The organism is Methylobacterium sp. EM32 (assembly GCF_040593685.1).
Classification (GTDB): domain Bacteria; phylum Pseudomonadota; class Alphaproteobacteria; order Rhizobiales; family Beijerinckiaceae; genus Methylobacterium.
In genome coordinates this window covers 1-14,999 of record NZ_JBEXZS010000157.1, presented here as the reverse complement: position 1 = coordinate 14,999, position 14,999 = coordinate 1, and the positions used below count along the sequence as shown (strand labels likewise).

At 69.3% G+C, this 14,999-nt stretch carries 12 protein-coding genes; 7 read left to right on the top strand and 5 right to left on the bottom strand.

What is annotated here, in order from left to right; translation table 11 throughout:
* Positions 1 to 167: 167 nt before the first annotated feature.
* Positions 168 to 4,019, bottom strand: a complete 3,852-nt coding sequence (locus ABZT49_RS20995; RefSeq protein ID WP_355288668.1) for a glycosyltransferase — start codon at positions 4,017 to 4,019, stop codon at positions 168 to 170.
* A gap of 343 nt (positions 4,020 to 4,362) precedes the next feature.
* Here ABZT49_RS20995 and aroC point away from each other — a divergent pair, with 343 nt between their 5' ends.
* Together aroC and ribB are read left to right on the top strand one after the other, a co-directional pair.
* Positions 4,363 to 5,478, top strand: coding sequence for a chorismate synthase (aroC, locus tag ABZT49_RS20990; protein WP_355288666.1), 1,116 nt, complete (start codon positions 4,363 to 4,365; stop codon positions 5,476 to 5,478).
* Between the two features lie 53 nt (positions 5,479 to 5,531).
* Positions 5,532 to 6,833: a 3,4-dihydroxy-2-butanone-4-phosphate synthase gene (gene ribB, locus ABZT49_RS20985; protein WP_407943539.1), complete on the top strand. Its 1,302-nt coding sequence runs from the start codon at positions 5,532 to 5,534 to the stop codon at positions 6,831 to 6,833.
* Between the two features lie 72 nt (positions 6,834 to 6,905).
* On the opposite strand, the gene ABZT49_RS20980 is transcribed toward ribB, so the two are convergent.
* From ABZT49_RS20980 to ABZT49_RS20970, 3 genes are all read right to left on the bottom strand, one after another.
* Positions 6,906 to 7,193 (bottom strand): hypothetical protein, encoded by a 288-nt coding sequence (locus ABZT49_RS20980; RefSeq protein ID WP_355288664.1) that lies wholly within the window; start codon positions 7,191 to 7,193, stop codon positions 6,906 to 6,908.
* A gap of 23 nt (positions 7,194 to 7,216) precedes the next feature.
* Positions 7,217 to 8,332: a S8 family serine peptidase gene (locus ABZT49_RS20975; protein ID WP_355288663.1), complete on the bottom strand. Its 1,116-nt coding sequence runs from the start codon at positions 8,330 to 8,332 to the stop codon at positions 7,217 to 7,219.
* Positions 8,333 to 9,080: 748 nt separating this feature from the next.
* Positions 9,081 to 10,010 (bottom strand): histone deacetylase family protein, encoded by a 930-nt coding sequence (locus ABZT49_RS20970; RefSeq protein WP_355288661.1) that lies wholly within the window; start codon positions 10,008 to 10,010, stop codon positions 9,081 to 9,083.
* 205 nt (positions 10,011 to 10,215) lie between these two features.
* On the opposite strand from ABZT49_RS20970, the gene ABZT49_RS20965 reads away from it, so the two are divergent.
* Positions 10,216 to 10,830 (top strand): L,D-transpeptidase, encoded by a 615-nt coding sequence (locus ABZT49_RS20965; RefSeq protein WP_355288659.1) that lies wholly within the window; start codon positions 10,216 to 10,218, stop codon positions 10,828 to 10,830.
* Positions 10,831 to 10,859: 29 nt separating this feature from the next.
* Complete coding sequence (locus ABZT49_RS20960) at positions 10,860 to 11,420, top strand: DUF1993 domain-containing protein (protein ID WP_355288658.1); 561 nt, start codon at positions 10,860 to 10,862, stop codon at positions 11,418 to 11,420.
* On the opposite strand, the gene ABZT49_RS20955 is transcribed toward ABZT49_RS20960, so the two are convergent.
* A complete protein-coding gene (locus tag ABZT49_RS20955; protein WP_355288656.1) occupies positions 11,387 to 11,599 on the bottom strand; it encodes a hypothetical protein in 213 nt (70 codons plus the stop codon). The two genes, ABZT49_RS20960 and ABZT49_RS20955, sit on opposite strands and share 34 nt — an antisense overlap.
* A gap of 200 nt (positions 11,600 to 11,799) precedes the next feature.
* Here ABZT49_RS20955 and ABZT49_RS20950 point away from each other — a divergent pair, with 200 nt between their 5' ends.
* The 3 genes from ABZT49_RS20950 to ABZT49_RS20940 all read left to right on the top strand — a co-directional run bounded on the left by ABZT49_RS20950 (position 11,800) and on the right by ABZT49_RS20940 (position 14,812).
* A complete protein-coding gene (locus tag ABZT49_RS20950; RefSeq protein ID WP_355288654.1) occupies positions 11,800 to 12,249 on the top strand; it encodes a hypothetical protein in 450 nt (149 codons plus the stop codon).
* Positions 12,250 to 12,378: 129 nt separating this feature from the next.
* A complete protein-coding gene (locus ABZT49_RS20945; protein WP_355288652.1) occupies positions 12,379 to 14,382 on the top strand; it encodes an acetyl/propionyl/methylcrotonyl-CoA carboxylase subunit alpha in 2,004 nt (667 codons plus the stop codon).
* A 13-nt stretch (positions 14,383 to 14,395) separates the two neighbouring features.
* Positions 14,396 to 14,812 (top strand): gamma-glutamylcyclotransferase family protein, encoded by a 417-nt coding sequence (locus tag ABZT49_RS20940; RefSeq protein WP_355288650.1) that lies wholly within the window; start codon positions 14,396 to 14,398, stop codon positions 14,810 to 14,812.
* Positions 14,813 to 14,999: the final 187 nt, after the last annotated feature.

The following is a 14,999-nucleotide window of genomic DNA, read 5'->3' as shown; positions in this document are numbered from 1 at the left end:
GCCGTGCGGTGCGTGGGGTGGGGCGGCCCCTGGGCGGGGGGGGGGGGGGGGGGGGGGCCCCCCCGGGGGGGGGGGGCGCCCGCCGCCGCGCGCCGCCGCCCCCCCCCCCCCCCCCCCCCCCCGGGGGAGGGCGATCCGCCCCGAGGGATGCGGCGCGGATCGCGGGATCAGGCCCGCTTGGCCTCGCTCGCGTCGACGACCTCGCCGTAGATCACCGCCAGCTCCTGCGCCTGCTGGTCCGCGGTCCGGATCGGGGCGGCGGCGTCGGGCGAGCGCAGATGCGTCTCCGGGTTCGCGTCGATGAACCGGAGAGCGGCGAGGAGGCCGGCTTCGTCCGCGACGTCGACGACGTAGCCGTTGCGGCCCTCGACGACGCAGTCGGCCACCGCGCCGCGGTTCGAGGCGACGACCCAGCAGCCGGAGGCGATCGCCTCCCGGGTCACCAGGCCGTAGCTCTCCGGCCAGACCGACGGGGCCAGCAGCACGTCGATATGGGCGTAGAGGCCGCCGACATTCGACTGCGAGAACTTGCCCCGGATCTCGACCGGCACGTTCCCCCACAACTCCTCCACCCGCTCGCTCGGGTGCATGGCGTGGTCGATCAGCAGTAGGCTGAGGTTCTTGAACGGCTCGTTGATGATCACGTTGCGGATCAGGCCGTAGCCCTTGTGGTCGGCCAGGCCCCCGATGAAGCCGAGGCGGACCCGGCCGGTTGGGCTCGCGATCCGGTGAGCTTCCGGCAGGCGCGACACGCCGTTCTCGACCACCTCGATCCGGTCGAGGCCGACGCCGCGGCACAATTCGCCGAAGGGCTGCGACACGGTCAGCACGCGTGCCGCGCCCTTGATGCAGCGAAGCAGCGTGCGCGCCCGGACGTAGCCGTCGCTCACGTAGGTGTCGAGGGAGGCCTTGCCGCTGAAGTCGTAGGTCTCGACCTCCCGGTTGCCGTTGGTCAGGAACTGGCGCGGCGAGATCCACCAGCCGTCATGCATGGTGATCAGGTAGGGGATGCGGCGCCGGATCGCGACGGTGACGCAGCTCGTCGTCAGCCGCTGGATGCAGTGGAAGTGGATCAGGTCCGGATCGATCCGATCGAGGACGCGGTCGAAGGCGCGCCCCATCTCGGGATCCTCGACCAGGCTGTCGATGTCGGGGTGGTCGGCGGCGGTGATGCAGAACACCCGCACGCCGTCGCGGACGTACCAGTCGAGGGCGTAGGGGGTCGGACCGCCTTCCAGGGTGCAGATCACGTCGATCTGCCACTCGGGGCCCAGGATCGCGCGCAGCGAGCGGACGTTGTCGTGGACGACCCGGGTCGCGCCGCCGATGGCCTGCGGCGGGTAGAACACGTTGACGATGACGAGCCTCTTGCGCCGGGCGAGCTGGCGGGAGGTCGACCGGTCGATGATCCGGCGGAGCTCCCCGGCCTGCCGCTCCAGCCCGTAGCGGTCGAGCACGACCTGCCGCGCCGCCTCGCCGATCCGCCGCCGCTCGTCGGACGAGCGGACCAGGCGGTCGAGGGCGGCGTGGAACGCCGCGCTCGACTCGCACAGGAAGCCGGTCTCGCCCTCGACGATCACCTCGCGATGGGTCTGCGTGCCGCTGACCACGGACGGGATGCCGAACATCGCGGCCTCCATCCACTTGATCTCGCTCTTGCAGTCGTTGAACACGTCCGGCACCAGCACCGAGATGTTGATGTCGGCCTCGCGCAGCAGGTCCCAGTACGACGCGACGTTGGCGATCGGCCGCGAGGCGATGATGTACTCCGCCCAGGGGCGCAGCAGCGCCGAGAGCGTGATGTCGCCGATCACCACGACGCGGATCCGGTCGCGATGGGTCTCGAACAGCCGCGCCAGGGCCGGCTCGATCAGCTGCTCGAAGTCGAGCTTGTGGGCCTTGGTCCCGGAGCCGTAGAAGATCGTGACGACGTCGCCGGTCTTCGTCGCCTGCCCCTGCATGCTGACGAGATGCGCGCTGTGGAGCGCGTTCGGCTGGTGGAAGACCGTTCCGGTCCTGACCCGGCCCTCGAGGTGCCGGGCGAGGCTCGGCGTCGAGACCATGCCGTAATCGCAGAGAGACGCCGCCTCGGCGAACAGGCTGACGCCGCAGGCCATCGACGCGTGCTGGCGGGCATCGATCAAGCCGGCATAGGTTTCGAGCGCCGGCGGGAAATATTCCGGCTCGAACACCAGGTCGTCGATGTCGTAGATCGTCACGACGCCGAGATCAGCGGTCTTGTCGATGGCGTCGATGACGTTAGGAAATGCCGGGACCCGGTAGAAGATCGTATAGTCGATCTCCGCGAGATCAGACATATACTTGTTGTGATCTTTGGTGTAGTCGTAGACAGTGACCTCGTGGCCGGCTGCCGCGAGTTGCTCGGCGCGCTGGTCGACGCGGTAGAAGCGGCACTGCGCCAGATCGCAATTGGCGTAGATGGCGACGCGGCGGACCCGGTCCGCGCCGACCACCGGCCGTTCCTCGTCCCGGGCCAGGCACCGTGCCGCCTCGGTCACCCGCGCGCGCGCCTCGTCGTAGCTGACCTCGAGGGCGACGTCCGCGCTCTTCTCCCAGACGTCGTAGAAGTATTTTTCCCGCGTCTCGCGCAAGCGGCGGCGCAGGCCGACATCCCCCGGGAACTTCGTCACGCCCGCCGCCAGGGCATGCGCGGCGGCCTTCGGCTCGCCGAGATCCAGGAGGCCCTGGGCCAGGTGGATGAAGGTCCACTCGTTGCTACGGTCGAGGGCGACGATCTGCCGGCGCAGGCTGGTGGCCAGGGCCAGGTTGCCGCCGCGATGGATCAGGTCCGCCCGGTGATTGAGGCCGCGCGGGTGGTCGGGGACGCGGGCCAGGGCGCGGGCATAGAGCTCGGCGGCCTCGACGCTCTTGCCCTGCCTGGCGCGGTTATCCGCGACGTCGACGAAGAAGGCGGCAGCCGCGGGCTCGCTCACGTCCAGCCTCCACGCGAGCAGGTCGTCGACGGCCTGGCTCGGCTTCGTCCCCGGTTCGATGCGCGATGCGATCGCCGCCTCGACCGCGCGCGGCAGCTTCGCCCCATGGGTCAGGTGCACGAGCACCCGCAGGTTCGGGTAGAGCGGTTCGCTCGCGTCGCTCCTCAACCAGCGCGCGTAGCGCTCCCGCCGCGACGAGGATGCCGAATCGTCGCTCTCGTACTCGGCGCGGAAGAAGTCGTCGTCGAAGGCGCCCCGGCGCGAAATATCGAACTGCTCGCGCTGGCCGACCTCACAGAAATGCTGGATGCATTGAGCGCGATTGAAGAACTTATCGCTGTGCCTGAGCTGTTGATAGCGGTAGAGATCGTGATCGAAATACTGAGAAAAATACGGAATGTTGATGTCGTGGAATTTGACGATCTCGTCTTCGTTGAAAAAGATCGGCTGGTCGTCCGGCTGCCGCAGCCGCTGCTTGACGGCGATGACCGCCTCCTCGACGCTCACGCCCCGCGGGACGGTCACGCCGTACAATTGCGAGATGAAGTCCGGATCGTAGAAGAGCGGGAGGTAGTTGCGCTTCTCGGCGCGGCCGTGCTCGGCATAGTGCTTCAGGCGCCCGGCATTCGAGGCGATCACGCGCGCGATGTCGGGATTGGAGACGACGTAGCTCGCGAGGTTGAAGCTCTGCGGAAGGCCGTTTCCAGCGGGGCCGGCCGCCGGCTGCGCCCCGCCTGTATAGGGCCGGTTCTCCGCCCGGCCATGCTCGATGTAGTGAAGGGCGCCTTGGAAATCCCACGTGATCGCGGCCGCGACGTCCGGATTCAGCCGAAGATACGTCGCGAGGTCGAAATCGTTCGGCAGCGTGTCGCTGGCCATTGCCGCAGCGCGGGCGCTCGCTTCGTTCGGGAAGCGCCCTTCGCTCCGCCCGTACTCCTCCCAGTGCTTGATGACCGCACCATCCGTCGCATCGGCGAGGTCCGCGTAGTAGGCGCGATAAAAATTGACGTCGAGCGCCGCATCCTTCTTGTGTGCGATGCGCCGCGCCAGCTTGAAGAAGTTCATCTCGCCCCTCGCCGTTGCCAGTCGTCTTGCCGGATACTTAGATATGGTATTTCGTCATGAGTGCGTGATCTGAAATTGCTGCCGTGCTGATCTCGGATCTCGCGTGCTTCACGGGAAGCAATATTTCTGTCGCATTGCAAAAATCGAGAGGATGTACGAGCCGGCCGACGACGATGTCAAGCTGTCCCCGGTTCGCTGGCCTGGCCGGCTGGGGGCATCGCCCGGCGGTCGGGCCGAGCGCATCCGGCCCGGGGGGGGCCGGTGGCTCCCGGTCAGCGCGCGAGATCATTTCCCGTCCGGCGCAAAATGCTCTAGAGCGACGCCGCCATCTCACGTAGTCACCATGTCGCATAACAGCTTCGGCCACCTCTTCCGCGTCACCACCTTCGGCGAGAGCCACGGCCCGGCCCTCGGCTGCGTCGTCGACGGCTGCCCGCCGCTGATCCCGCTCGAGGCGGCGGAGATCCAGGCCGAGCTCGACCGCCGCCGGCCGGGCCAGTCGCGCTTCACCACCCAGCGCCAGGAGCCGGACCAGGTCCGCATCCTCTCGGGCGTGTTCGCGGACGATCGCACGGGCGGGCGCCAGCTCACCACCGGCACGCCGATCGCGCTCATGATCGAGAACGTCGACCAGCGCTCCAAGGACTATTCGGAGATCCGCGACAGCTACCGGCCCGGCCACGCCGATTACGCCTACGACGCCAAGTACGGCATCCGCGACTATCGCGGCGGCGGCCGTTCCTCGGCTCGCGAGACCGCGGCCCGGGTGGCGGCGGGGGCGATCGCCCGCAAGGTGCTGCCCGGGGTGACGATCCGCGGCGCCCTGGTGCAGATCGGCGCGCACGCGATCGACCGCGCCCGCTTCGACTGGGACGAGGTGAACAACAACCCGTTCTTCTGCCCCGACGCCACCGCAGCAGTGCAGTGGGCGGAGTATCTCGACGGCATCCGCAAGGCCGGCTCCTCGGTCGGCGCGGTGATCGAGGTGGTGGCCGAGGGCGTGCCGGTCGGCCTCGGCGCGCCCGTCTACGGCAAGCTCGACGCGGACCTCGCCGCTGCCATGATGTCGATCAACGCCGTCAAGGGTGTCGAGATCGGCGACGGCTTCGCGGCGGCCGCCTTGCGCGGCGAGGAGAATGCCGACGAGATGCGGCCCGGCAACGACGGCCGCCCGATCTTCCTCGCCAACCATGCCGGGGGCGTGCTCGGCGGCATCTCCACCGGCCAGCCGCTGGTCTGCCGCTTCGCCGTCAAGCCGACCTCCTCGATCCTAACCCCGCGGGCGAGCGTCAGCCGCGACAACCGTCCGGTCGACGTGCTGACCAAGGGCCGCCACGACCCCTGCGTCGGCATCCGGGCGGTGCCGGTGGGCGAGGCGATGATGGCCTGCGTACTGGCCGATCACTGGCTGCGCCACCGCGGGCAGGTCGGGGAGGGGGCGGGCCTTCAGCCTGGGTGAACTTTTTCATCGTTTCAGTTTGACTGAAACGACCGTCAGGCTATGACGGAGGCGTGAAACTCGGCGACTGGCTCCGACAGCAGGGCGTGACCCGCCTCGACTTCGCGCGGCGCTGCGGGCTCTCGCCGGCGGCGGTGACGGGGTTGTGCAACAATCCCGAGCCCTGGCTCTCGCGGGAGACGGCGGCGGCCGTGGCGCGGGAGACCGGCGGCGCCGTCACCCCCAACGACTTCCTGGGACTCGTCCTCCTGGGACAGGAGATGCCCGTGACCCACGCATCCATCATCGAGGCCATCGACGCCTATGCCCGCGGCGAGATCGTGATCGTCACCGACGACGACGACCGCGAGAACGAGGGCGATCTCATCATCGCCGCCTCGCTCTGCACGCCCGAGAAGATGGCGTTCATCATCCGCAACACCTGCGGCATCGTCTGCGCGCCGATCACCGCCGCGGAGGCCAAGCGCCTGCGCCTCGAGCCGATGGTGGCTTCGAACGACGCGCCGCTCGGTACCGCCTTCACGGTGACGGTCGACGTCAAGCACGGGCTGACCACCGGCATCTCGGCCGAGCAGCGCTGCAACACCGTGCGGGCGCTCGCCAACGGCAACATGGGCGCCACCGACTTCGTGCGCCCCGGCCACGTCTTCCCGCTGATCGCGAAGGATGGCGGCGTGCTGATGCGCTCCGGCCATACCGAGGCGGCGGTGGATCTCTGCCGGCTGGCGAAGCTCCCCCCCGTCGGCGTGATCTGCGAGCTCGCCAACGACGACGGCACGGTGATGAAGGGGCCGCAGATCACCGCCTTCGCCGAGAAGCACAATCTCAAGCAGATCTCGGTCGCCGATCTGATCTCCTACCGCCAGGCCCGTGAGAAGCTGGTCGAGCGGGTCGGCACCTTCCCGGTCAAGACCGAGTGGGGTGAGCTGACCGGCTACGCCTACACCACGCCGTTCGAGCCGATGCAGCAATTCGCCTTCGTGCACGGCCGCATCGGCGAGGGCCGCGACGTGCTGGTGCGGCTGCACCGCTCGAATGTGGTGGCGGACGTGATCGAGGGCGGGCGCACCATCGAGGCGGTGATGCGCCGCTTCGCGCAGGAGGGCCGCGGCGTGCTGGTCTACCTGCGCGACGGCACCGCCGGCGTGCCGCTGTCGCAATTGCCCGACGGGGCCGGCGAGGACGGGGCCGAGGCGGCCCGCGTGCGTCAGTGGCGCGAGGTGGGCCTGGGCGCCCAGATCCTTCGCGACCTCGGCGTGGTCTCGATCCGCAACATCTCGAGCGCGGCGCGCTCCTATGTCGGCCTGTCGGGCTTCGGCATCGAGATCGTCGCCGACGAGCCGCCGGAGGGGTGATGGCCTGCATCCGGAAGGACATCCTCCGGAGCGCGTCGGGGCACGGGCGCCCCGACGCGCTCCGCGGCTGCATTACCCGGGATCGCCGTATCGCGGCTTGCGGATCCGCGGCCGGGGGTCGGGAATGTCGTAGTGCCGGATCGTCACGCTCTTCCAGCCGGGCAGGGCGGCGACCGCCCGCTTGATCGCCTGGAAGCTGCCTTCGATCAGCAGCGAGGAGGCGGAGGACTGGTCGAGAACGGCGATGCCCGGGAGCGTCTCGATCCGGGTCGCGGCGAGGGACGATTGAGGAGCGTCCGGATCGGTACGGCGAAGGACCACGCGCTGCGTGCTTGTCTTGGCCGTGCTTGTCTTGGCCATGGATGCGACTCGCGTTGAGGCTGTCATAAGGGCAATCCGTGCCCTTCGTAGGGCCGGCCGAACCCCTGGGGGCCGGCGCGGCCGATCAGCGCCGCGGTCCAGTGCGCGACGCGATTGTCGGCCCGGCAGCGGGCGATGGACGGGTCGGCGGCGTAGAGGCGGGCCGCGACGCCGACCACCGCAGGGCAGGCCATCGACGTTCCGCTCATGACGCCGTAGGCGCCGCCCGGCAAGGTCGAGACGACCCCGACGCCGGGGCCGATCAGGTCGACCTCGCCGTGGTTCGAGAAGGCGGCGACGAAGGCCTTGGGATCGTGCCCGGTCGGCGTCCTGGTGACGTCGCCGGCCTCCGCGGATCGTCCCGGGAACGTCCCCCGCCGCCCCATCGCCGCCACGGCGATGCAGTCCTGGATCGCTGCCGGAAAGCTGATCTGCGGCTGCCGGTCGTTGCCGGCCGCGGCGACGACCAGGACGCCGGCCCGGCATGCATCGGCGATCGCGTAGCGCACGCCGTCATCCTCCACCCGGCACGACAGGCTGAGATTGATGATGTGGCACCGGTCCTGAACCGCGAGGTCGATCGCTTTCATGATGTCGTAGTTCTTCGCCTTTCCGCCACCGTGGGGGAAGACGCGGTAGCTGCGCAACTCGACGCCGGGCGCGACACCCGCCATGGTCGATGCCGCGGTGGGCCGGGCACCGACGATGCCGGCGACATGGGTGCCGTGCTCGCCCCTGACGCTGGCTGGACCCCAGTCGGTCCCCGAGGCCGGATTAGTCCGGATCTCGTCGAAGACGACGTTGGCGCCGCCCATGACGTGGGGCAGGGCCGGATGGCCCGCCGCGACGCCGGAATCGATGATGGCGATGCGCACGCCCTGCCCGTCGGTGAGCCCGCTCGCGCCGTAGAGGCAGGGCAGGATATGCTTCCGCGACCGGAGCTTGAGCGGTGCGATCGCGATCTCGCGGCGATCGCCCGCCTGCTGGCGGCGGGAGACGTGACCCCAGTAACCGGCCGGCCCGTGCACGTAGAGGCGGTCGAGCCGCAGGCCGGGCGCGATGTCGAGCACGACCTGCCCGTCGGCCGCGGTCACGCCCTCGGCGCCTTCGCCAGCCTCGAAGTCGGTGAAGGCGGTCACCGTCGCTCCCGCGACCCCGGCTTTCGTTACGGCGTCGACGATCCGGACGGGGGTACAGCCTGAGCCGGCCTTGGACGCCGGCGGGCGCCGTACCGCCTGGTCGGTGCGGGCCTGCTCGTAGGTCGTGATGGGAACGAGCTTGAGATTCGCCTCGGCTTCGAGCCTATGCGCAGCTTCCGGCCGTAATTCAATCAGCTCGGGACCTGAATCGCCGATCTTGTCGAGGACGGACAGAGATGATGGGGCGGCATCAACTTCGAGCGACGTATTGGAGACCATGCGGAGACCGGCACGACTTGCCGCTGCGCGGACGTCGTCGATTTCCAGGCGTCTCATGCTGGTCGTATTTACCGGCATCAGGATGAATCTGCTCGCCTGTTCGGTGGACATGGATACGTCACTCAATAAAAATAACGAGATTCGGCGCGAATCGATCGCCGGTCCGATAAAATTATTTTGATGCCGCAAAGTAAGTCAATGACTTTTATGTCTACTATGGGCGAACGCTAGCATGGCGCCGGTTAACAAGATATTGAAGAGAGAGGATTCGCGGGCGCGGTGAATTCATGAGGCCGGCTGCGCGCAATGCAAGATATCACCGCAGATCTGCGGCGGCGCGCAACACGTAAAAGACGGAGCGGAACTTGCCAGGCTGGCGCCGAACACAAGATAGCCGCCTCCGTCACCTTGCCGGTAGACGGCAGGACGATGGGGACGGCGTGCGGGACAGTGAAGGGGAGGGCTGCGGCTACCGTCCCATCAGCGTCTCGACATGGGCGGCGACCGACTTCGACAGCCCGATCAGATCGTAGCCGCCCTCGAGCAGCGACACCACCCGGCCGCCGCAGCGGCTTTCGGCGATCCCCATCACCTCCCGGGTGGCCCAGGCGAAATCGGCCTCGGTGAGCTTCAGGTTGGCGAGCGGATCGCGCCAATGGGCGTCGAACCCGGCCGAGATCACGATCAGGTCGGGCCGGAACGCGTCGAGGCGCGGCAGCACGCCGTGGGCGAAGGCCTCGCGGAAGGTGTCGCCGTCGTCGCCGGCATGCAGCGGCACGTTGACGATGGTGTCGTGCTCGCCGCGCTCGGAGGCGGCACCCGTGCCGGGAAACAGCGGCATCTGGTGGGTCGAGGCGTACATCACGCTGGCATCGTCCCAGAAGATGTCCTGCGAGCCGTTGCCGTGATGGACATCCCAGTCGACCAGCGCCACCCGGGCGGCGCCGTGGTGCTTTCGTGCGTGGCGCGCCGCCACCGCGGCGGTGTTGAACAGGCAGAAGCCCATGGCCCGTTCGCGCTCGGCGTGGTGGCCGGGCGGGCGCATCGCCGCGAAGGCGTTGGCGACGCGGCCGCCCATCACCTCGTCGACGGCCCGGACCGCCGCACCCAGCGCTCGACGCGCAGCCTCGAGCGAGCCCGGCGACATCACCGTATCGGAATCGATGCCGACCAGCCCCTCGTCCGGCGCGGCGGCGGCGATCGCCGCGACGTAGTTCTCCGGATGCGCCAGGCCCGCCACCGCGAGGTCGGCCAGCGGCGCCTGCTCGCGCACCAGGGCGGCGAAGCGCTCGTCCTCCAGCACCCGCTCGATCACCCGGATGCGGTCGGCCCGCTCAGGATGGCCCGGCGGCGTGTCGTGGTCGAGGGAGGCCGGATGGCAGAGGTACAGCGTCGTCATCGTGCCCGCTTCAAGCGTTCCCGCCGGCCGGTGTCATGACCGGCCGTCCCCGCCCGCACCGTGGCAGGGCCATGGCCCGGACGCAACACAGGCGCGGCAACTCGCGCGGGAGCGTCATCCCCCGCTTCGCGCGCTAACAGCCACGCTTTACGCTTCGGGATACGACTGATTCGCGGGCCCGCCCGCCTTGCAAGGTTCCGCCCCGATGCGCCGCCCCCGCCCCGTCCTCGCCCTCGTCCTGACGGGCGCCGTCTCCATGGGTGCTGTCCTGGCGCTGCCGGGCTGCATGTATCGCGCCACCCCCGATCCCGAATTGTCGGCCCGGGACAAGGAGTGGATGGCGATGGTGCCGGAGCCCGAGGTCGACCGGCGCTTCGCCCGCTACATGATCGAGGACCCGACCGGCGAGGCGCCGGGCACCATCGTGGTCGAGACCAGGGAACGCCAGCTCTACTACGTCCTGCCCGACCGCAAGGCGATCCGCTACGGCGTCACCGTCGGCGACGAGGCCTATGGCTGGACCGGGCCGGCGCGGATCTTCCGCAAGGCCGCCTGGCCGGACTGGCACCCGCCGGCCGAGATGATCAAGCGCTGGCCCCACGTCCACGCGATGCAGGGCGGGCCCGCCAACCCGCTTGGCGCCCGCGCCCTCTACCTGGCGGACGGCACGGGCAAGGACACGCTCTACCGCATCCACGGCACCAACGAGCCCGAGCGGATCGGCCAGGCGGCGTCCTCCGGCTGCATCCGCATGCGCAACATCGACGTGGTCGACCTCTACAACCGGGTCGGCGCGGACGCGAAGGTGATCGTGCGGTAGACATTCCTCGTTTTTTTCGAGGAGCCCTGATGTCCCTGACGCAACGTCTCGTCCCCGCCTACGCGCAGATGCTGCGCGCCCTCTCGGGCTGGCTCGACAAGGCCCGCGACCATGACGGGGCGGAGGGGGTGATGGCCCGCCGCCTGGTCCCGGACATGCTCCCGCTGGCCTCGCAGGTCCGCTTCGCCTGCCTCCAGGCGCAGGAGGCCACCTACCGGCTCGGCGGCGAGCCCGTGCCGCCGGCGCTCGACGACCTCGCCCGCGAGGGACGGGAGGCCGGCGAGCGGCCGGGCTCCCTCGCGGATGCGCAAAGGCGCATCGCCGAGGCCCTGGCCCGGCTCGACGCCGTCGCGCCGGGCGCGCTCGATGCCGGTGGTGACCTGCCGGTCACGCTCGAGCCCGGGGGCGGCCTGGTCTTCGACATGGCGACGGGCGACGATTACGCGCGGGACTGGGCGCTGCCGCAATTCTACTTCCACCTCGTGACCGCCTACGCGATCCTGCGCCATCACGGCGTGCCGCTCGGCAAGGCCGACTACGTCCCGCACATGTTCGCCTACCTGCGGCCGGGTTCGCTCCCGCGATCCTGATCGTCCGGCACGTCGATCTCGCGCAGCTTTCCCAACCCCGCATCGAAGTCGGGAAACTCCTCGTCGATCGGCTCCAGCGCCGCCAGGAGCGCCAACAGATCCTTCCTTCTCGCGGCGCCGTCGTCCTCCTGCGGGACGGGCGGCGCCGGCGGTCGGGCGGTGGGATCGGGATCGGTCATCGCGGGCTTCCGGCACGGACCGGCTTTACGTTTTCGACACCGGCCCTCGCAACCCTTTAGCAACGCCGTCCCGTTGCCAGGCTTTAACCTGAACAGGGATTCAGATCCCGCCGTTAACCTGTCAAAGGCCTCCCGTCCCGCATAGTCCTCCTCACACAGGGACAAGCACCGGCACAACAAAGGCCGGGGAGGACAGACAGATGATCAACGCTTCGCTGCAACACTTCTGCAACCGTATCATCGCCGCCGGCGCCGTCAGCCTGGAGGACGTGCGCGAGCTGCACCGCATGGTCCTGCCCGACGGGCTGACCTGCCGCGACGAGGCCGACATGCTGTTCGGTCTCGACCGGGCGATCCCGCAGGCCGACGAGGCCTTCGGCGACTGGCTGGTGGCGGCGATCGTCGATTTCGCCGTGTGGGGCGAGCGCCCGACCGGCCACATCGATGCCGATACCGCCCACTGGCTCGCCGCCTCGCTCGCTTGCGGCCGCGGCCCGACCGCCACGGGCGCCCGCATCGCCGTCGAGGTGGTGCGCGAGGCCGAGACCAACGACCCGGCGCTGATCCGCTTCGCGCTTCATGCGAACCGCGCCCGGGCCGGGGCCGAGGACGCGGTCGAGGAGATCCTCTCCTACGCGGTGGCCGCGTGAGCGGGAGCTTCGCCCATCTGGCCGAGAAGACCCGGCTTTGCGGCGCGCGCGCCATGCTTTAACGGGAGTGAGCTTGGGTGTGACCCACCCCGGCCCGGATTCCCCCTTAAGGCTCGAGTGCGCGCTCCGATGTTCGACAAGATCCTGATCGCCAACCGTGGCGAGATCGCCTGCCGCATCATCAAGACGGCGCGCCGCATGGGGATCAAGACGGTGGCAGTCTATTCCGACGCCGACCGCGACGCGCTCCATGTCGCCATGGCCGACGAGGCGGTGCATATCGGTCCCGCCGCCGCGGCGCAGTCCTACCTCGTCATCGACAAGATCGTGGAGGCCTGCCGGCAGACCGGCGCGCAGGCGGTCCATCCCGGCTACGGCTTCCTGTCCGAGCGCGAGGCCTTCCCGAAGGCGCTCGCAGCCGCCGGCATCGTCTTCATCGGCCCCAATCCCGGCGCCATCGCCGCGATGGGCGACAAGATCGAGTCGAAGAAGGCGGCCTCGGCGGCCCAGGTCTCGACCGTGCCGGGCTTCCTCGGGGTGATCGAGAGCCCCGAGCACGCCGTCACCATCGCCGACGAGATCGGCTATCCGGTGATGATCAAGGCCTCGGCCGGCGGCGGCGGCAAGGGCATGCGCATCGCGCATTCCGCCGACGAGGTGGCGGAGGGCTTCGCCCGCGCCCGCTCGGAGGCCGCCTCGTCCTTCGGCGATGACCGCGTCTTCGTTGAGAAGTTCATCACCGACCCGCGCCACATCGAGATCCAGGTGATCGGCGACAAGCACGGCAACGTCGTCTATCTCGGCGAGCGCGAATGCTCGATCCAGCGCCGCAACCAGAAGGTCATCGAGGAGGCGCCCTCTCCGCTCCTCGACGAGGCGACCCGGCGCAAGATGGGCGAGCAGGCGGTCGCTCTCGCCAAGGCGGTGAACTACGATTCGGCCGGCACGGTCGAGTTCGTCGCCGGCCAGGACAAGTCGTTCTACTTCCTCGAGATGAATACCCGGCTCCAGGTCGAGCACCCGGTGACCGAGATGATCACCGGCCTCGACCTCGTCGAATTGATGATCCGGGTCGCGGCCGGCGAGACGCTGCCGATTGCGCAGAGCGACGTGAAGCTCGACGGCTGGGCGGTCGAGAGCCGCGTCTATGCCGAGGACCCGACCCGCAACTTCCTGCCCTCGATCGGCCGGCTCACCACCTACCGGCCGCCGGAGGAGGGGCCGCTCGGTGAGGCGATCGTGCGCAACGACACCGGCGTCGAGGAGGGGAGCGAGATCGCGATCCACTACGACCCGATGATCGCCAAGCTCGTCACCTGGGCCCCGACCCGCGCGGAGGCGATCTCCTCACAGGCCCAGGCCCTCGATGCCTTCGCGATCGACGGCATCCGCCACAACATCCCGTTCCTCTCGGCACTGATGCACCATCCGCGCTGGCAGGAGGGCCGGCTCTCCACCGGCTTCATCGCGGAAGAGTTCCCGAACGGGTTCGAGGCCCCGAAGCCTGCGGGCGAGGTGGCGCGCCGGATGGCGGCGGCCGCCGCCGCGATCGACCACCAGCTCAACGAGCGCAAGCGCGGCATCTCGGGGCAAATGCGCGAGCCGTACCTGCTGCGCTTCGAGCACGAGCGGGTGGTGCTGCTCGGCGACCAGCGTTTCGAGGCGACCGTCGAGACCACCAATGACGGGGTCGTGGTCGCCTTCGAGGACGGGACCGAGTGGATGGTCGAGAGCGACTGGCTCCCGGGCGAGCCGGTCTGGGTCGGCACGATCGGCGGCGAGTCGGCGGCGATCCAAGTCCGCTCCCTCCTCAACGGCGTCTTCCTGCAGCATGCCGGCGCCGCCTCGGAGGCCCGGGTCTACACGAAGCGCGAGGCCGAGCTCGCCGCCCTGATGCCGGTCAAGGAGGTCGGCGGCTCCGGCAAGCAGCTGCTCTGCCCGATGCCGGGCCTGGTGAAGAGCATTATGGTCACCCCCGGCCAGGAGGTGAAGGCGGGCGAGCCGCTGGCGATCGTCGAGGCGATGAAGATGGAGAACGTGTTGCGCGCCGAGCGCGACGGCACGGTCCAGACCGTCCAGGCCAAGGAGGGTGACAGCCTGGCGGTCGATGCGGTGATCCTCGAATTCGCCTGACGGCCGGCCTTTCGTGCCGCTGTACTTCGCCTACGGCTCCAACATGGACCGGGCCGCCATGGCCCGGCGCTGCCCCGCCTCGCGGGTGCTCGGCCTCGGCCGGCTCAACCGCCACCGCCTCGTGATCATGCGGGAGGGCTACGCCTCGGTGGAGCGCAGCCCCTCCGGCACGGTCTGGGGGGTGCTGTGGGAGCTGAGCCTCGCCGACGTGCCGGCCCTCGACCGCTACGAGGGCGTGGCGAGCGGGCTCTACGTCAAGGCGCAGCAGCCGGTCTCGACCGAGGGTGGGGTGCGGCGGGCGCTAGTGTATCTGGGTCGCGGCAGCGGCGGGGTGCCGCGGCCGGGCTACCTGGAAGGCGTGATCGCGGCGGGCCGGGAGAACGGGCTGCCGGAGATGTATTTGCGCAGTTTGCTGGCGCTGAAGCGGTGAGCCGCGACGCCTGAACCCTCCCCCGCGGAGGCAGGGCTGTCCGGGGAAAAACCCTCTTAGAAATCAAGCGCGGGATCCCCTCTCCCGTTTGGGCAGGGTGATCGCATATGAATTTTGCCGTCTGGCTTTGCCGTGAAGCAGCCAGACGGCGTTGACGCCTCCTGAGATGCAGGAGGCCTATCATGTC